This window comes from Fredinandcohnia quinoae (genome assembly GCF_022427965.1).
Classification (GTDB): Bacteria; Bacillota; Bacilli; order Bacillales; family Bacillaceae_L; genus Ferdinandcohnia; species Ferdinandcohnia quinoae.
Genome location: NZ_JAKTTI010000010.1, coordinates 61,670 through 77,811, shown reverse-complemented (window position 1 = coordinate 77,811; position 16,142 = coordinate 61,670). Strand labels below are relative to the sequence as shown.

Below are 16,142 nucleotides of genomic sequence, written 5' to 3'. Positions count from 1 at the left end.
TTCATATAAATTGAAAAATACATGGAAATCATATAAGGTAAGTGTAGCAAACTTTACTATCGAAGGGGTGAAAATTTTGGTACCCACACATCCAATAGGATTAATGAAGAAGGTATATAAAGACGTCTTTCCACTCGTTCATAAAGAATTATCTTATTGGAAGGAAAAGGCTGAATCGATTCCAAATGAAGAACTCCGTAAGCAAGCATTGGCTAGTATAAAAACAAAAACTTTCCACTGTGAAGGCGGTTCTATTCTCGCACTTCTATCAGAGAATAAAATAGAGCAGTGTATACGATTTATTGTTGCCTATCAAACGATAAGTGATTATTTAGATAATTTATGCGATCGAAGTACTTCAATGGATCCAGTTGATTTTCGCTTTTTACATGATTCGATGCCAGATGCACTGACACCTGGTAAGGAAACAAAGAATTATTATCAATATCGAGAGGAACAGGATGACGGAGGTTATTTAACTGACCTCATTCATACATGTCAAAATGTATTAAACGATGTAAAACATTACGCTAAAATAGCGAGTTATTTGCAGGAGTTAGCAGGATATTATTGTGATTTGCAGGTACATAAGCATGTTCAGGTAGAAGAACGTGTGCCGCGTCTAGAAAAATGGTATCAAACCCATCAAGATAATCTACCTCAAATGGAGTGGTATGAGTTTTCCGCATGTTCAGGGTCTACATTAGGAATATTTTGCTTAGTTGCATATGCATTCAATGATGATTTTCAAGAGGAGATGGCAGTTAAAATTCGTGAGGGATATTTCCCATATATCCAAGGATTACATATTCTTCTTGATTATTTTATTGATCAGGAGGAGGATCGAGAAGGCGGAGATTTAAACTTCTGCTTTTATTACCAACATGAAAATCAAATGTTGAGTCGTTTAAAGCATTTTGTATTAGAAGCTGATCGTCATACTTCCGGTCTACCAAATGAAAAATTTCATCGCCTTATAAACAGAGGGCTTTTAGGATTGTATCTATCAGATGAAAAGGTTAGAAGCCAACGAAGTGTTCTTAAGGTGGCTAAAAAGATCATCAAATTAGGTGGGAAAACCTCATACTTCTTTTATATCAATGGACGAGCCTATCGGAAACTACAAGGGACATTAAGTTGAAAAAGAGATAGAGCAATTTTATATCGCTCTATCTCTTTTCAATTGCTATGATGAATGGTGGATTATTCATCTGATTTGTAAAACGGTAGGTTAAGACATGTGCAACTTTTTGGTCAATATTTGATGTATATTCAAGTAATTGATCTCGTTCGATTTCCCCTTGCTCGTGACCGTGGTAAATGACTAATACGATAATCCCTTCTGGTGACATAATTTCAAGCAATTGTTCGATTGCATGTATTGTTGACTGAGGCTTCGTAACGATATCTTTATTTCCACCTGGTAAATATCCGAGATTAAAAATAGCAGCTGAAATTTTACCGTGAAAATGAAGAGGTATAGTGTTTTTAATTTGGTCATGACTTTGGTTGACTAAGGTAACACGATGAGCTACTTGATTTTCTTTTAAACGGAAAGTAGTATTTTCAATCGCACTTTCCTGAATGTCAAAACCAAACACATGACCATTTTCCCCGACTAAATTTGCTAGCAATACTGTATCATGACCATTTCCTACAGTAGCATCAACAGCTATATCATTTTCATTAATGGCTAATTCTAATAATTTTCTTGAATAAGGTAAAATTCGGTCTAACTTCATATATTTTCAGCAACCTTTAAGTGGAATTTCCCTTGAAAGCTATTACGACGCTTTAATTCAGCATCAATAGTATTCAAGACCTCCCATTTATTCACACTCCACATTGGGCCAATCATTAAATCGATTGGACCATCACCAGTAATTCGATGAACAATCATTTCAGGGGGTAAAATTTCTAATTGATCACAAACTAAGCCTACATAGTCGTCAAAGGACAGAAATTCAAGGAGACCTTTTTCATATTGCTTAACCATTGCTGTCCCTTTTAATAGATGAAGGAGATGGATTTTAATCCCTTGCACATCAAGTTTTGCAACTTCACGAGCTGTTTCCATCATCATTTCGGGGGTTTCTCCGGGTAGGCCATTAATAATATGCGAACAAATACGAATTCCATGCTTTCTAAGTTTGTTAACTCCATCTATATAGCATTGAAAATCATGGGCACGGTTAATTAAATTTGCCGTTTTTTCATGAACGGTTTGTAATCCAAGCTCTACCCACAAATAAGTTCGTTCGTTTAATTCAGCTAAATATTCAACTACATCATCAGGAAGACAATCAGGGCGGGTCGCGATAGATAAACCGACAACGCCTTCCTGGTTTAAAACAGATTCAAATCTTTCACGTAGCACTTCTACAGGTGCATGTGTATTGGTATATGCCTGAAAATAGGCTAAGTACTTGCCATCCTTCCATTTCTCATGCATTTTATTTTTAATCGTATGAAATTGCGTTACCAGATCATCAGCACGGTCACCGGCAAAATCTCCTGAACCAGAAACACTACAAAATGTACAACCCCCATGTGCAACTGTACCATCCCGATTTGGACAATCAAAACCTCCATCTAGAGCGACTTTAAACACTTTATGACCAAAGGTTTGCCGTAGATGATAATTCCAAGTATGGTATCGTTTATCATCTGTTGCATAAGGGAATGCTTTTTCCTGAGACATATATTTCTCTCCTAACCTATATCAAGTGAGCCATTGAGTAAATAAACTACCGAAGGCACTATCTTAAAATTGTATCACGAGATAATTCCAATACTCAATGATATGTAACACATGTAGTAAAATTGGCAAAAGATTTCTGATAGAAGAATGTCAGGATGAACAAACTATAGAAGAGAAAGTGATGACTTCTCGATTGATGCATTTAAACAGGAGGGGAATAGAATGGCCACTCGACAATCGGTTGAAGAGTTTTTACAGCGATGTGAGGATGTACTTCGTTATGGACAAGAACAAATCACAACTGCAAGACAACAGGAGCATTATAACACGACAGAGTATACTGATGCTCAAATGCAATTAGAGGAAGCAACAATTGATCTTGCCAAGCTTGCACAGAGCTGTAATGGTCAGCAACGTGAACAACTCCATAGAATGAGACTGCAATTACAACAGCTTCAAAATGATATGACCTTAGATGAAAATATAATCCAAGAATATAAATTATAGGGGATGGAGTTATGAAAAAACGTTCAGATCAGAATAATCCTGAGCAAAAAACAAAAAATGGCATCAACAACAATGATATTGAGCTCGGTACTGACGATGATCCTAAAAAAATAGCCAAACAGAAATACTTAGAAAAGGGTCAACCGATCAAATCGAAGCAACGAACCGAATAATGTCATAAAAACGACAAGTGCAGGTCACTTGTCGTTTTTAAATGTCCATTTATCGGAATACTTTTTTAAATTGATATAACGTATGGAAAGGAATAAAATTATATTTTGGAAATCGAAATTTTATCATGTAAAGGGGGTATACATATGCCTCGTGCGCTTTGGTTAATCATAATTGGTATGATTATTAATGTGACAGGGTCATCTTTTTTATGGCCATTAAACACGATATATATTCACGATCATCTTGGAAAATCACTTTCAGTAGCAGGTCTTGTACTAATGCTCAATGCAGGTGCAACTGTTATTGGGAATTTATTTGGTGGAACACTTTTTGATAAAATCGGTGGCTACAAATCGATTATTGCAGGTGTAGCGGTAACACTCGTGGCGATTATTGGACTCGTTTTTTATCACGGTTGGCCTCATTACGTAATCTTACTAACGATAGTTGGTTTTGGATCAGGAATTATTGTACCATCTATGTTTGCTTTAGCTGGATCTGTATGGCCGGAAGGTGGAAGAAAAGCATTCAATGCGGTTTATATTGCTCAAAATATGGGGGTAGCTATCGGTTCAGCTCTAGCTGGATTTGTCGCATCATACTCTTTTGACTACATCTTTATCGCAAATGCAATTATGTATGTTTTATTTTTTTTCCTTGCATTATTGGGATATCGCGGATTGCATGCTGAAAAAGCAGGTCAATCAAGTATTCTTGAGCAATCAAAGGTCGTTAAAAACCGATCGAAGCTGAATGCATTATTAATTTTATCTATCGGTTATTTATTATGCTGGGTAGCTTATGTACAATGGCAAGCTACTATTTCTAGCTATACACAAGATATCGGAATAAGCTTGAAACAATATAGTCTATTATGGACAATTAATGGTGGATTAATTGTACTGGCGCAACCAGTAACTAATTTAGTGGTTAAGATCATAGCGAAGTCATTAAAAAAGCAAATTATAATCGGTATTCTTATCTTTATTTTTTCATTTATTGTTGTTTCGAATGCAAGCTCTTTTCAAGGCTTTTTAGTAGCGATGGTTATCTTAACAATCGGGGAGATGTTTGTATGGCCAGCCGTACCGACGATTGCTAATGATCTGGCACCTAAGGGAAGAGAAGGGTTTTATCAAGGGATCGTTAATAGCACTGCAACAGGTGGAAGAATGATTGGACCACTTTTAGGTGGAATACTTGTCGATCTATATGGTATGAGCGTACTATTCACCGTATTAGCTTTGTTATTAGTAGTATCGATTTTTACAACGATAATATATGATAGGAAAATTAAACATAAACAAGAGGAAATCGTAATAAGTGCATAAATAGAGGCAACCAGAATAATAAACTGGTTGCCTCTTTTGTTTATGAGATGTGTTGTTGATGAAGAGATAGGAAAATCTCTTCTAGACTTGTACACGAGAATTTTTCGTATAATTCTTCTAAATGTCCTTCACCACATACTTTTCCCCTGAATAAAAGAATAATATCATCCGCAATTTCAGCAATATCTCGCATAATATGACTACTTAAAATTACAGTTTTACCTTTTTCCTTTAACTCTTTGATAATTTGTTTAAAGGTTATGACCCAGTAAGGATCAAGCCCATTAGTCGGCTCATCCAAAATATATACATCCACATCTGCAAGTAAGCATTGAGCAAGATTAACCCTTTGGGACATTCCTTTTGAAAATGAACCTACCTTTTGATTCCGTTCATCCCAGAGGCCGACCTTTTTTATCACTTCATTCATCTTTTCTCTCTCACAACCAAGAAAGTTCCCATAATACATTAAAATCTCAATCGGTGTCAGTTCTCTAGGGAAAACCATTTGGTCTGGCATGTATCCGAATAGCTTTTTACCCTTTGTATGAAAAGTGACTGTACCAGATGTTGGTTTTTCAATTCCAGTGAGTAGCTTAATAATGGTACTCTTGCCTGCGCCATTTCCACCACATAATACAACACATCTCCCTTTTGAAATTGAAAAGCTTGAAGGGTGGAGAACGGTTTTCTTCTTATAATTTTTTGATATAGAATCCACCTTAACAATTGGTTCGATCATAATTTTCACCCTTTCCTTTTCATAATCTGATTTGAAAGGAAAATATTTATCCCAAGAATGATGAGGATTGAAATGACTACATACAATGTGAGTAAGCTTGAATTATTTCCCTCTTGTAAGATTAAATATTCAGGTCCGAAAATATATCCAGCATGTAAATGATTAATCGACCAAACTCGAATTGATTCAATTGGATTTAATAAAATCAATGTCAAGAGACCTTTTAGCTTATATGCATATGGGAATAAATCGATGACTGAAAAAATGAGAAATTCATAAACAAATAACACAAAGCTCCAGAAGAAAAATGAGAATGATAAGCCTTGCATTCGTGTTGTACTAATAGACCCAATCATCAGAGCTGCACCGGTAAAGACAATAATTAATAAAAAATGAAGAGCAATAAAAACGATATAAATACTTGCTGAGAATGAATGACCTAAAAGTGCTAGTACAAGCCCTGCAAGTCCATATGATAACCCTAGAGCAATCGATAAGGATAAGGTTAAAGCAGCAAATTTACTGACTACATAATACGTGAATGGAGTATTGTAGGTTTTATATAAGGTCAGCCTGCCACTTTCCTTGTCAGCAACAATGGATGTTACACCAAGGATTAAACAGATGATAGGGAGAATCCATAAAGCTAAATTCATAAGCATTGCAATTGCTCGGTTATAACCAGCCTGTAGATCCTCTTTAGATGTTGTTTTCTCGATTGCTTCCACACCGAAAAGAGAGGGATCTTTCCCAGAAGTATTGATTGACGTCCCTGATTCAAGCCCATAAGCCACTTCCGAAGGATTTGACTGAAGTGATTGTATACCATAAAAATATAATAGTCCCGCAAGCAGCATGAATAAAATAGTAAAACTAAGCAACCATTTACTTCGAAGTAAAAGGACAAGCTCATAATAAATCATTTTAAATAGAACTGTAATCCTCATTTCGTCTCCTCCATTTACATTTTAATGACCATGGGATTTATTCATATCCTTTTTAAAATCCTTCATATTTACTTGTAGAAGATGATCTTTCGTATAAAGATCTCCGCGATTTTCCTGTTGCCAATCTTTTGCATCTTGCTCAGATTCGAATGCAATGATTCCATAACTCATTGGGGTATCAATTTCAATTGAATGTATAAAATAGCTTGACTCCATATCAATCCATTTTTTTGAGTTATGATCATGGACATATGCTTCAGCGATTTTTCCATCTTTCTCTTGTAAATATGTGATTAAACAACCGATATCATCAAATTTCATCGGTGTCCCATCCTCTTTAATAATTTGAGCAGAGGCTTGTTCATTTTGAATACCCATATTACATGTATCACATGTATCAGAATCAAGATTAATTGCGACTGGCTCGTAGTTTTTAGCCCCGCATGCCCCTAGAATAAAAATAACGATTGATAATAGTACAATTTTAGTTTTCACTTTTTTTCCTCCTCGTTTTCCAAAGTAAGAATCCACTAAAGCATACGATTGAACTGAAAAATAAGATTTGAAGAAGACTATGTGAAGTTTTACTTTTTCTGTCATTAGTTGAATTAAGAAAATCAAGCTTTATGGGTGCTGGTGAAACAAGTGTATGCTCATCAATAATGAAATGATCAGCCGGAATAGGGGTGAATTGTTCAATTTTATTCCAAAGATAGACAGCAGGACTTTGGAAAAATACTTGCAACAATGGTTCTTTATTTGTCATGTTAAAAAAGATGTCCCCACTTTTATATGGAAAGTCAATAAATTCATCACCATTTAAATTAATTGAACGCTGATCATCCCAATAGTTTCCATAGCCATCTCGGCTAAATAGATTTTTGTTACCTGAAGCAGAAATGATTTGTTTCGTATTTTTATTAAAATTATTTAAATAAATGAGATTGGATTTTGATGCTTTTCCAAGGTCAAAACCGATATCATTTTGTTGAAAAGTATTAAATTCAACCGTATTTCGTTGTGCATTTTCAAAGAAGATTCCTTTGAAATTCCCTTTCATAACGTTTACTTTAATTACTGAATCAAAGGTGTCATATATGAACATCCCGGCACCATCAATGGTTGTATTCATATGAAGAATGTTTTCCGTGATGAATAAATCAGAGCTTTGCATAATCATTAAACCATTATGACTTTTCCTTACTTCATTTTTCGAAATAACAACGTTTTTTGAATCCATTGTGTGAATCCCATATCTAGCATTTTCAATTAGATTATTTGTAACTTCTCCATAGTCTGAATAAGAAACGTATATTCCATCTTGTAAATCATACAAATAATTATTGGAGATCTTTGTCTGTGGTGCATTTACTAAATAAATTCCAAATCCTTTGTGAACATCCTTACTGAAACTTGTAATTGTATTGTTCGCAATCTCGTTCCCGTAACCATCCTTAATATATATCCCATGAAAGACATTTTTGAACGAATTATTGATAATTTTATTCCGATTAGACTTAATATAAATACCAGCATTTTGGGTTCCACCACCTTCAATATGAAGGTTTTTTATCGTTACATTTTCAGCTTCAATGATGATGGGATATCCGGATGATGGTCCGATGATATGAGTACCATCCTTTCCTTGTAATGTGATTTCTTTATTGATTAAAAGCTGACCATGATATTCTCCTGCTTCAAGGGTAATCGTTTCGCCTGGCTGTGCAGTAACAATTCTTTCTACTAATTCATCAAAAGATGAAACAGATTGTAGTTGTTCTCCATGGACGAGCTGACTGCCCAAACATAAAAAGAGGAGGAGAAAGAGTAAAACTTTTCCCCTCATATCCTCACCCCATTTGTTCTCAGTTTTGTTAACTTTATTCAACGAGGGTTCAAACCCCGCTGAATAAAGTTAAAGCCTCCGGCGGATGCCTCAGATTTTTAAAGGAAGCTTTTCGAGCAAGCTCGAAAAAATCTGGGCGGCAAATACGCCAAGGCGCATTTGATTTAGTGACCCATAACAGCACTTCCGTCATCTTCACCTGTTGCTGTTACTTTTAAAATTGCTACTGCACCTTTAGTTGCGTGATTGAATTGATGAGTTACAATTGAATAGCTGCCTTCTCGAGTAACTGTGAATTCTACAACTGCGCCACCACTTGCAGGTAATAATACAGTTTGCATGCCTTTCATATGGTTATTCGGATTTCCATCGATATACACATCGTCAAATACTGTACCAACTACGTGGAAAGAGCTAACTTCATTTGGTCCAACATTATTTACATAAATTCGAACACGGTCCCCAACTTTAGCTAACAGTGGCTCATCTTTTAATGTAAAAGTATCCCCATTTGTATTTCTGTCGCCATCTTTAAGTGCTTTTGTAGAGAATACAACTTGGCTAGGCACTCCGTTTGTGAAATCTTCTAAGTCATTGTACTTATACCATTCGTTTTGGATAATTAGGAACTCCTTGTCAATTTCCTTATCAGTCGGGTATCCATTCTTTGGTTTTACAATGATTGTGCCGTGCATTCCATTTGCAATATGTGATAAAACAGGTGATGTACCACAGTGATACATGAATACTCCTGGGTTATTCGCTGGGTAAGAGAATGTTCCAGTTTCATCTGGCTCTACGTTTGCAAAATCCTTAGACGGAGAAGCATGCACTGCATGGAAGTCCATGCTATGTGGAATGGCTGGATCCATATTTTTTAATGTGAAGTTGATTGTGTCTCCTTCATTTACAATCACCACTGGTCCAGGTGCTTCTCCGTTAAATGTCCATGCTTTGTACATATACCCTTTATCTATTTCGATGTCAGTAATCTGTGCTGTCATTTCTACGTTTACTTCATTTGCAGAAACTCTCTCAATTTTTAGTGGGATTGGTGCTTGGTTAAGATCTTTGTGTGGAGCAATCACTTCCACCCCTTTTGTGCTTGTTTTTGTCTCGGCTTCTACCTTTTTCTCAATTGATAAATTTGAACTAGAACAACCAGCTAAAACGATTGATGTACCAACGAAAGAAGCTAATAATAATTTCATTTTTTTATTCATTTGAATGACCTCCACTATATTTATTGGTAATCGTTTTTACACCCTTATAGTATGATTTTGCAAACTGCCCAAGTGTGATTTACTTCACGCTTTTAGGTCAAAAGTATGTACAGTTTGTGAAAAAGTGAGCATATTAACAAGGTACTAATAGTGACAAGGGTTGAAACGCTATTCTAAAGCGGATTTTCGCCATATATTGTTCACAGATTTGGGTGAAAATGCTTTTGTCTGGGAGGGGAGCAAAGGCAACGCCAGGGTCTAGCGTGGTAACGCCGAATGAAGGTTGCTAATGCTGAAAAAAGTTGGTAAAGCCGAAAAAAGGTTGCTAACGCTGAATTAAGTTCGGTAACGCCGAAAAAAGGTTGCTAACGCTGAATTAAGTTCGGTAACGCCGAAAAAAGCATGCTAACGCCGAATTAAGTTAACTCCGTAATAATGATTGCATTGACTATAAAATAATCAAGACGAACAATACTCAATAGAGTGTGGAATTTGCCGGATACGATCATTTATATAAAATGTATTAGCTAATAATTACGTTTAAATTCTTATTAATATGGAGATTCTGATCTTAGTAGCCCAATTTTTACAAATTCACTTGCAGTAATTAGCTAAATTCTATACAATACAGAATATAACGAAATATGAATGAACGTTGAAAAGGAGTAGTAGTGTACGTAACACGTCCAAGAGAGTTGACGGCTGGTGAAAGTCAATCGTAGTTGGTACATGAACTCGCCTTTGAGTTATAAGCATGAACTGCTTTTAGCAAACTAGTGCTTATCGTGCCTATCCGCGTTAAGGATCAATGAAGTGAGTGCACAGATTTGTCACTAATGTGGGTGGTACCGCGGGAAGATTATACATATCCTCTCGTCCCTATTACAGGGATGAGGGGTTTTTTGTCTTTTTACATTAACGACATCAATTAAGGAGGAAGTCTAATGAGTTTCAATCATGAACAAATCGAGAAAAAGTGGCAGCAACATTGGGAAAAAAATAAGACATTTAAAACAACAGAAGATAAAGGAAAACGTAAATTCTATGCATTAGACATGTTTCCTTATCCTTCAGGAGCGGGTCTCCATGTAGGTCACCCAGAAGGCTATACAGCAACCGATATTTTAGCACGAATGAAGCGTATGCAAGGGTATAATGTACTTCATCCAATAGGCTGGGATGCATTTGGTTTACCTGCAGAGCAATATGCGCTAGATACAGGTAATGATCCTGCTGAATTTACCGAGAAAAACATTAATACATTCCGCAGACAAATTAAAGAGCTTGGATTTTCATATGATTGGGATCGTGAAGTAAATACAACCGACCCACATTACTATAAATGGACACAGTGGATTTTTACAAAGCTATTTGAAAAAGGCTTGGCATACGTTGATGAGGTAGCTGTTAACTGGTGTCCAGCACTTGGAACAGTACTTGCTAATGAAGAGGTTATTGATGGGAAAAGTGAACGTGGAGGTCATCCAGTAGAAAGACGTCCAATGAGACAATGGGTTTTAAAAATTACAGCATATGCTGATCGTTTACTTGAGGATTTAGAGGAGCTTGATTGGCCAGAAAGCTTAAAGGAAATGCAGCGTAATTGGATTGGTCGATCAGAAGGTGCACATGTAACATTCTCCATTGCAGATTATGATGAAACCTTCACTGTATTCACAACTCGTCCAGATACATTATTTGGTGCAACCTATGCAGTCTTAGCACCAGAGCATCCATTTGTTGCTAAAATAACAACTACTGAACAGAAGGCTGCGGTTGATGCTTATCTAGAAAAAGTTAAAAGCAAAAGTGATCTTGAACGTACGGATTTGGCAAAGGATAAAACAGGTGTATTCACAGGCGCTTACGCAATCAACCCTGTTACACAAGAAAAAATGCCAATCTGGATCGCTGATTATGTCTTAATGAGCTATGGAACAGGTGCGATTATGGCGGTTCCAGCACACGATGAGCGTGATTGGGAGTTTGCTAAGAAGTTTGATTTGCCAATCAAAGAGGTCGTTGCTGGTGGTGATGTTTCCAAGGAGGCATATTCAGGAGACGGCGAGCATGTTAACTCAGACTTCTTAAATGGATTGGATAAAGAAGAAGCGATTACTAAAATGATTGCATGGCTTGAGGAAAATGGGCGAGGTGAGAAACAAATCACTTATCGTCTACGTGATTGGCTATTCAGTCGTCAACGATATTGGGGTGAGCCAATTCCAATTATTCATTGGGAAGATGGCACAATGACCGCATTACCTGAGGAAGAGCTTCCATTAATGCTTCCAAAAACAACTGAAATCAAACCATCGGGTACAGGTGAGTCTCCACTTGCTAATATTACTGAATGGGTAAATGTTGTTGATGAGAAAACAGGTAAAAAAGGTCGTCGTGAAACTAATACCATGCCACAATGGGCGGGTAGCTGCTGGTATTATTTACGCTATATTGATCCAGATAATCACGAAGCATTAGCAGACCCTGAAAAATTAAAAGAATGGTTACCAGTTGATATATATATTGGTGGTGCAGAGCATGCGGTACTTCACTTACTATATGCTCGATTCTGGCACAAGGTATTATACGATATCGGGGTAGTGACTACAAAAGAACCATTCCAAAAGCTATTTAACCAAGGGATGATTCTTGGTGAAAATAATGAAAAAATGAGTAAATCAAAAGGGAATGTCGTAAATCCTGATGAAATTATCCATACACATGGTGCAGATACACTTCGTCTATATGAAATGTTCATGGGTCCATTAGATGCTTCAATCGCTTGGTCAACAAATGGATTGGACGGATCTCGTCGTTTCCTTGATCGAGTATGGCGTCTGTTTGTGGATGAAAAAGAAGGCATACATTCAAAAATCTCAAATGCGGAAAATGCTTCACTTGAGCGTGTCTACCATCAAACAGTGAAAAAGGTAACTGAGGATTATGAAGGTCTTCGTTTTAATACTGCGATTTCGCAATTAATGGTATTCATCAATGAAGCGAATAAAGCTGATGAATTACCTAAGGCTTTTGTTGAAGGCTTTGTGAAGTTACTGGCTCCAGTTGCACCACACTTGGCTGAAGAGCTTTGGGAAAAACTTGGTCATTCCGAATCAATCGCATACGCTGCATGGCCAGCATTTGATGAAGCAAAATTAGTTGAAGATGAAATTGAAATTGTCATTCAAGTGAATGGAAAAGTAAAAACGAAGCTACATGTCCCAGCAGATGCTACAAGAGAAGCATTGGAAGAACTTGCAATGGGAGATGACCTAGTTAAAGGTCAAATCGAAGGTAAAACCGTTCGAAAGGTTATCGCAGTTCCAGGTAAGCTAGTGAATATTGTAGCGAACTAAGGATTGTGTGTTTTATGCCCCTCATATGAGATGTGAGGGGTATTTTTTATGAAGACTTTCGGAACGTGGTATCGTGAATATTGTATACGTAGCAAGTGAATTTCGAGCGCAACGCTCATCTATTTTGAGTGGCGTGAAGTTAACTGGGGGAGAACGTATATATTCTGAGGAACGTGCAAATATTTTGTGTAGCGAGCAAATATTTTGTGTATCGTGCAAATATCTGGGGAGCGCGCATATATCTTGAGGGGCGCACATATATCTCGAGGGGCGAGTAAATATGCCAATGAACGCGCAAATATTTTGCGTATCGTGCAAATATCTGGGGGAGCGCGCATATATCTTTAGGGGCGTGCAAATATCTTGTGGAACGTGCAAATATGCCAATGAGCGCGCATATATCTTATTGAACGCGCAAATATCGAAAACATCGTGCATATTCGCAAAATCATATCTATTACGACTCTCAAAACAAACGGAAAGCCAATATTTTTCAACTAAAAAAAGCGTTTCTTCAAATTTATTTGAAGAAACGCCCTATTACTATTAATTTTACTCAACTGTTGAAAAACTAAAACCCCATTTTTTAATCATCATTAGTAAGAAACCTACCAATCCGCCAACAATAGCGGGTACAATCCATCCTAATCCAACCGAATACCAAGGTAGAATTGTGGAAAAAAGATCATTGATTACATTAATTTGAATGCCTGCAGCTTGTAATCCATCAAATAAGCTAATTATAAAAGTAAATAGGATACTTCCTTGATAAATTTCGCTTCTCCCTTTAAAAAGAGGGTGTAAAAATGTTAAGAACATTAAACAAATCGCTACTGGATAGAGTGTAACTAGTACAGGAACTGATATTTCAATTAATGTTGATAAACCAAAGTTTGCAATTATAGCACTGAATACAGTAAATACGATAGCCCATTTTTTATAAGAAACACTTGGAACAATTTTATTAAAGTATGATGAACATGCTGTAATTAACCCGATACTAGTTGTTAAACATGCGGCCATTACAATAAATGCTAGCAGTACCTTTCCAAAGGCTCCAAAATAATAACTAGATGTTCCTGCTAGAATGGCTCCTCCATTTTCAAGTTGTCCAAGCCCTTCAACACTTGTTGCACCTAAATATGCAAGCGAAGTGTAAATAATTGCGAGAAGAGCGGCAGCAATTAATGCAACTTTCATACTAAATCCCAAAATTTGCTTTCTAGTAGAAGCACCTTTTTCCTTAATTGTATTGATGATAATAATACCGAAGACAAATGCAGCTAGTGCATCCATCGTTAAATACCCCTCTTGGAACCCTTTAAAAAATGAATGATTCTGATAACCTTCTGAAGGTGCCTGAATGTCACCGATTGGATGAATGAACACAGTTATAATTAAAATCCCAATAAATAATAATAATAATGGCGTTAAAATTTTTCCAATGATATCTACTAGTTTTGAAGATTTCAATGAAAAATATAAGGTAACTCCGAAAAAGATAAGCGTGAAAAGTAATAAGGGTAGAAAACTATTTGTTTCACCAATAAATGGTTTGATTCCAATTTCATAAGAAACAGTTCCTGTTCTCGGGATTGCGAATAGCGGGCCAATTGATAAGTAAAGGGCCACTGTAAAGATAAGGCCGAAAAAAGGATGCACGCGACTTGCTAATGATTGTAGATCACTTTTTCCTGAAAAACCTAATGCTAATATACCCAGTAGTGGCAAGCCTACACCTGTTACGATAAAACCAGCATTAGCTGCCCAAACATTTTCACCAGACATTTGTCCGAGCATAACCGGAAAAATTAAGTTTCCAGCACCAAAGAATAATGCAAACAACATAAAGCCAACAGTAACAATGAATGGAAATGATCCTCTAGATGACATAATAAAACCTCCGTTAATCCAATACATATCATTTATTATATAAAGATAATAATTTTATAATTCCGACAACTTAAATCAAAGCTTTATAAAATGGTTTAATTTGTTGGTATTGAAAATATAACATATGTACCAGGTTAAAACAACAGTTTTCTGAAAATAAAGTTATATGTAAATATTAGCAAAAAATAATGTTAAAATTAGTTTAATATAACTTTTTCTGGTTATTACATCCTACAGTTACAAACAGTGATTTCATATTTAAACAAATAAAAAAGCCTGAGGACTACATTGAAGTCCTCAAGCTTTGATAAATTATTCAACCATCTCAGACTGCAAATAATGATAAATAAGCTTCGTTGTATTATCGATTGAATCCTTATGTGTACGTTCAAAGGCATGGGAAGAATCAATGCCAGGTCCAATTAATCCGTGAACGATATCATGACCAGAACGGATGGCAGCAGAAGCATCTGATCCGTAATATGGATAAATATCAAGCTTATAGCCAATTTCATGCTTTTCAGCTAATTGAGTTAGTTTTTTACGGAAGGCATAATGGTAAGGGCCACTCGCATCCTTCACACAAATCGATACCGTGTACTCGTCAGTAGATTGACCATCACCCATTGCACCCATGTCAACAGCTAGGTATTCTACAGTTTCAGGGGTGATATTTGAATTACCACCATATCCGATTTCTTCATTATTAGAAATAAGGAAGTGGGTTGTATATGGAAGCTCGATATTCTCTTCCTTAATTTTTTTGATTAATTGAAGGAGGATTCCAACACTTGCCTTGTCATCAAGGTGACGTGATTTGATAAAGCCGTTAGCTGTAACTTGAACTCGTGGATCAAATGAGACAAAATCTCCTACTTCAATGCCTAGAGCACGTATCTCATCTGCATTTTTCACCTTTTCATCAATCCGTACTTCCATATTATCTTGGTTACGTTCAGCTTTTCCAGCATCTTTGTACACATGGACAGATTGTTGATGCATTAAAATGGTGCCAGTGTACATTTTTCCAGCTGTAGTTTCAATTTGGCAATATTCACCCTCAATTGAATTGTATTTGAACCCACCAATTAGGTCGAGTTTCAATCTTCCATTTGATTTCACTTCTTTTACAATCGCACCCAATGTATCAACATGAGCAGTTAGCATGCGGTGCTTTTGATTGTCTTTTCCAGGGATGGTTGCGATAAGTCCACCCTTACGATTACGATATGTATCCACTTTTGCTTTAGTTAGTATTTTTTCCACAAAAGTTATGACTTCATTTGTATTCCCAGATGGACTAGGAATAGATACTAGTTCTTTAATTAGTTGAATCGTTTCATCAGTATTCGGATATGTCAATGTAGTTTCCCCTTTCATTTTGGCTAGTACTATCATACTCTTTTCATTTTGAAAATT

Annotated in this window: 14 protein-coding genes and 1 other annotated feature; of the genes, 5 read left to right on the top strand and 9 right to left on the bottom strand. The window is 36.3% G+C overall.

Annotation, left to right across the window (positions count from 1 at the left end; translation table 11 throughout):
* Positions 1-73: 73 nt before the first annotated feature.
* Positions 74-1,141, top strand: a complete 1,068-nt coding sequence (locus MJG50_RS08730) for a tetraprenyl-beta-curcumene synthase family protein (RefSeq protein WP_240254894.1) — start codon at positions 74-76, stop codon at positions 1,139-1,141.
* 28 nt (positions 1,142-1,169) lie between these two features.
* On the opposite strand, the gene mnmM is transcribed toward MJG50_RS08730, so the two are convergent.
* Together mnmM and mnmL are read right to left on the bottom strand one after the other, a co-directional pair.
* The gene (gene mnmM, locus MJG50_RS08725) at positions 1,170-1,742 is read right to left on the bottom strand and encodes a tRNA 5-(aminomethyl)-2-thiouridylate-methyltransferase MnmM (protein WP_240254817.1); all 573 of its coding nucleotides are present in this window, start codon (positions 1,740-1,742) and stop codon (positions 1,170-1,172) included.
* Positions 1,739-2,701 (bottom strand): tRNA modification radical SAM protein MnmL/YtqA, encoded by a 963-nt coding sequence (gene mnmL / locus MJG50_RS08720; protein ID WP_240254815.1) that lies wholly within the window; start codon positions 2,699-2,701, stop codon positions 1,739-1,741. The genes mnmM and mnmL overlap by 4 nt, the downstream gene beginning before the upstream one ends.
* Positions 2,702-2,923: 222 nt before the next feature.
* On the opposite strand from mnmL, the gene MJG50_RS08715 reads away from it, so the two are divergent.
* The 3 genes from MJG50_RS08715 (at position 2,924) to MJG50_RS08705 (ending at position 4,713) form a co-directional block, all read left to right on the top strand.
* Positions 2,924-3,208: a YtzC family protein gene (locus MJG50_RS08715; RefSeq protein WP_240254813.1), complete on the top strand. Its 285-nt coding sequence runs from the start codon at positions 2,924-2,926 to the stop codon at positions 3,206-3,208.
* Between the two features lie 11 nt (positions 3,209-3,219).
* On the top strand, positions 3,220-3,381 hold the full coding sequence (locus MJG50_RS08710) for a glycogen biosynthesis protein GlgD (RefSeq protein WP_240254811.1): 162 nt from the start codon (positions 3,220-3,222) through the stop codon (positions 3,379-3,381).
* Positions 3,382-3,525: 144 nt separating this feature from the next.
* Positions 3,526-4,713 (top strand): MDR family MFS transporter, encoded by a 1,188-nt coding sequence (locus tag MJG50_RS08705; protein WP_240254809.1) that lies wholly within the window; start codon positions 3,526-3,528, stop codon positions 4,711-4,713.
* A 40-nt stretch (positions 4,714-4,753) separates the two neighbouring features.
* Here the strand turns inward: MJG50_RS08705 and MJG50_RS08700 are convergent, their stop codons facing one another.
* From MJG50_RS08700 to MJG50_RS08680, 5 genes are all read right to left on the bottom strand, one after another.
* A complete protein-coding gene (locus MJG50_RS08700; RefSeq protein WP_240254807.1) occupies positions 4,754-5,455 on the bottom strand; it encodes an ABC transporter ATP-binding protein in 702 nt (233 codons plus the stop codon).
* 5 nt (positions 5,456-5,460) lie between these two features.
* Positions 5,461-6,402: an ABC transporter permease subunit gene (locus MJG50_RS08695; protein WP_240254805.1), complete on the bottom strand. Its 942-nt coding sequence runs from the start codon at positions 6,400-6,402 to the stop codon at positions 5,461-5,463.
* Between the two features lie 21 nt (positions 6,403-6,423).
* Positions 6,424-6,897 carry a nitrous oxide reductase accessory protein NosL gene (locus MJG50_RS08690; protein WP_240254803.1) on the bottom strand — a complete coding sequence of 158 codons (474 nt, stop codon included), beginning with the start codon at positions 6,895-6,897 and terminating at the stop codon, positions 6,424-6,426.
* Positions 6,887-8,206, bottom strand: a complete 1,320-nt coding sequence (locus MJG50_RS08685; RefSeq protein WP_240254801.1) for a right-handed parallel beta-helix repeat-containing protein — start codon at positions 8,204-8,206, stop codon at positions 6,887-6,889. Before MJG50_RS08685 ends, MJG50_RS08690 begins: the two co-directional genes overlap by 11 nt.
* Positions 8,207-8,412: 206 nt before the next feature.
* The gene (locus tag MJG50_RS08680) at positions 8,413-9,471 is read right to left on the bottom strand and encodes a multicopper oxidase domain-containing protein (protein ID WP_240254799.1); all 1,059 of its coding nucleotides are present in this window, start codon (positions 9,469-9,471) and stop codon (positions 8,413-8,415) included.
* A 646-nt stretch (positions 9,472-10,117) separates the two neighbouring features.
* Positions 10,118-10,355: a binding site (T-box leader), on the top strand.
* Between the two features lie 60 nt (positions 10,356-10,415).
* Here MJG50_RS08680 and leuS point away from each other — a divergent pair.
* Entirely contained in the window at positions 10,416-12,830 is a 2,415-nt protein-coding gene (gene leuS / locus MJG50_RS08675; RefSeq protein WP_240254797.1) for a leucine--tRNA ligase, read from the top strand.
* Between the two features lie 552 nt (positions 12,831-13,382).
* Here the strand turns inward: leuS and brnQ are convergent.
* Positions 13,383-14,723, bottom strand: a complete 1,341-nt coding sequence (brnQ, locus tag MJG50_RS08670; protein WP_240254795.1) for a branched-chain amino acid transport system II carrier protein — start codon at positions 14,721-14,723, stop codon at positions 13,383-13,385.
* 312 nt (positions 14,724-15,035) lie between these two features.
* Positions 15,036-16,085, bottom strand: a complete 1,050-nt coding sequence (locus MJG50_RS08665; protein WP_240254793.1) for a M42 family metallopeptidase — start codon at positions 16,083-16,085, stop codon at positions 15,036-15,038.
* Between the last annotated feature and the right edge of the window lie 57 nt (positions 16,086-16,142).

What these genes read in the sequence shown, in the direction of transcription:
- MJG50_RS08680 (WP_240254799.1), bottom strand. Translation starts at nt 9,471, where the DNA reads ATGAATAAAAAAATGAAATTATTATTAGCTTCTTTCGTTGGTACATCA.
- MJG50_RS08700 (WP_240254807.1), bottom strand. Translation starts at nt 5,455, where the DNA reads ATGATCGAACCAATTGTTAAGGTGGATTCTATATCAAAAAATTATAAG.
- leuS (WP_240254797.1), top strand. Translation starts at nt 10,416, where the DNA reads ATGAGTTTCAATCATGAACAAATCGAGAAAAAGTGGCAGCAACATTGG.
- MJG50_RS08710 (WP_240254811.1), top strand. Translation starts at nt 3,220, where the DNA reads ATGAAAAAACGTTCAGATCAGAATAATCCTGAGCAAAAAACAAAAAAT.
- mnmM (WP_240254817.1), bottom strand. Translation starts at nt 1,742, where the DNA reads ATGAAGTTAGACCGAATTTTACCTTATTCAAGAAAATTATTAGAATTA.
- MJG50_RS08715 (WP_240254813.1), top strand. Translation starts at nt 2,924, where the DNA reads ATGGCCACTCGACAATCGGTTGAAGAGTTTTTACAGCGATGTGAGGAT.
- brnQ (WP_240254795.1), bottom strand. Translation starts at nt 14,723, where the DNA reads ATGTCATCTAGAGGATCATTTCCATTCATTGTTACTGTTGGCTTTATG.
- MJG50_RS08705 (WP_240254809.1), top strand. Translation starts at nt 3,526, where the DNA reads ATGCCTCGTGCGCTTTGGTTAATCATAATTGGTATGATTATTAATGTG.
- mnmL (WP_240254815.1), bottom strand. Translation starts at nt 2,701, where the DNA reads ATGTCTCAGGAAAAAGCATTCCCTTATGCAACAGATGATAAACGATAC.
- MJG50_RS08695 (WP_240254805.1), bottom strand. Translation starts at nt 6,402, where the DNA reads ATGAGGATTACAGTTCTATTTAAAATGATTTATTATGAGCTTGTCCTT.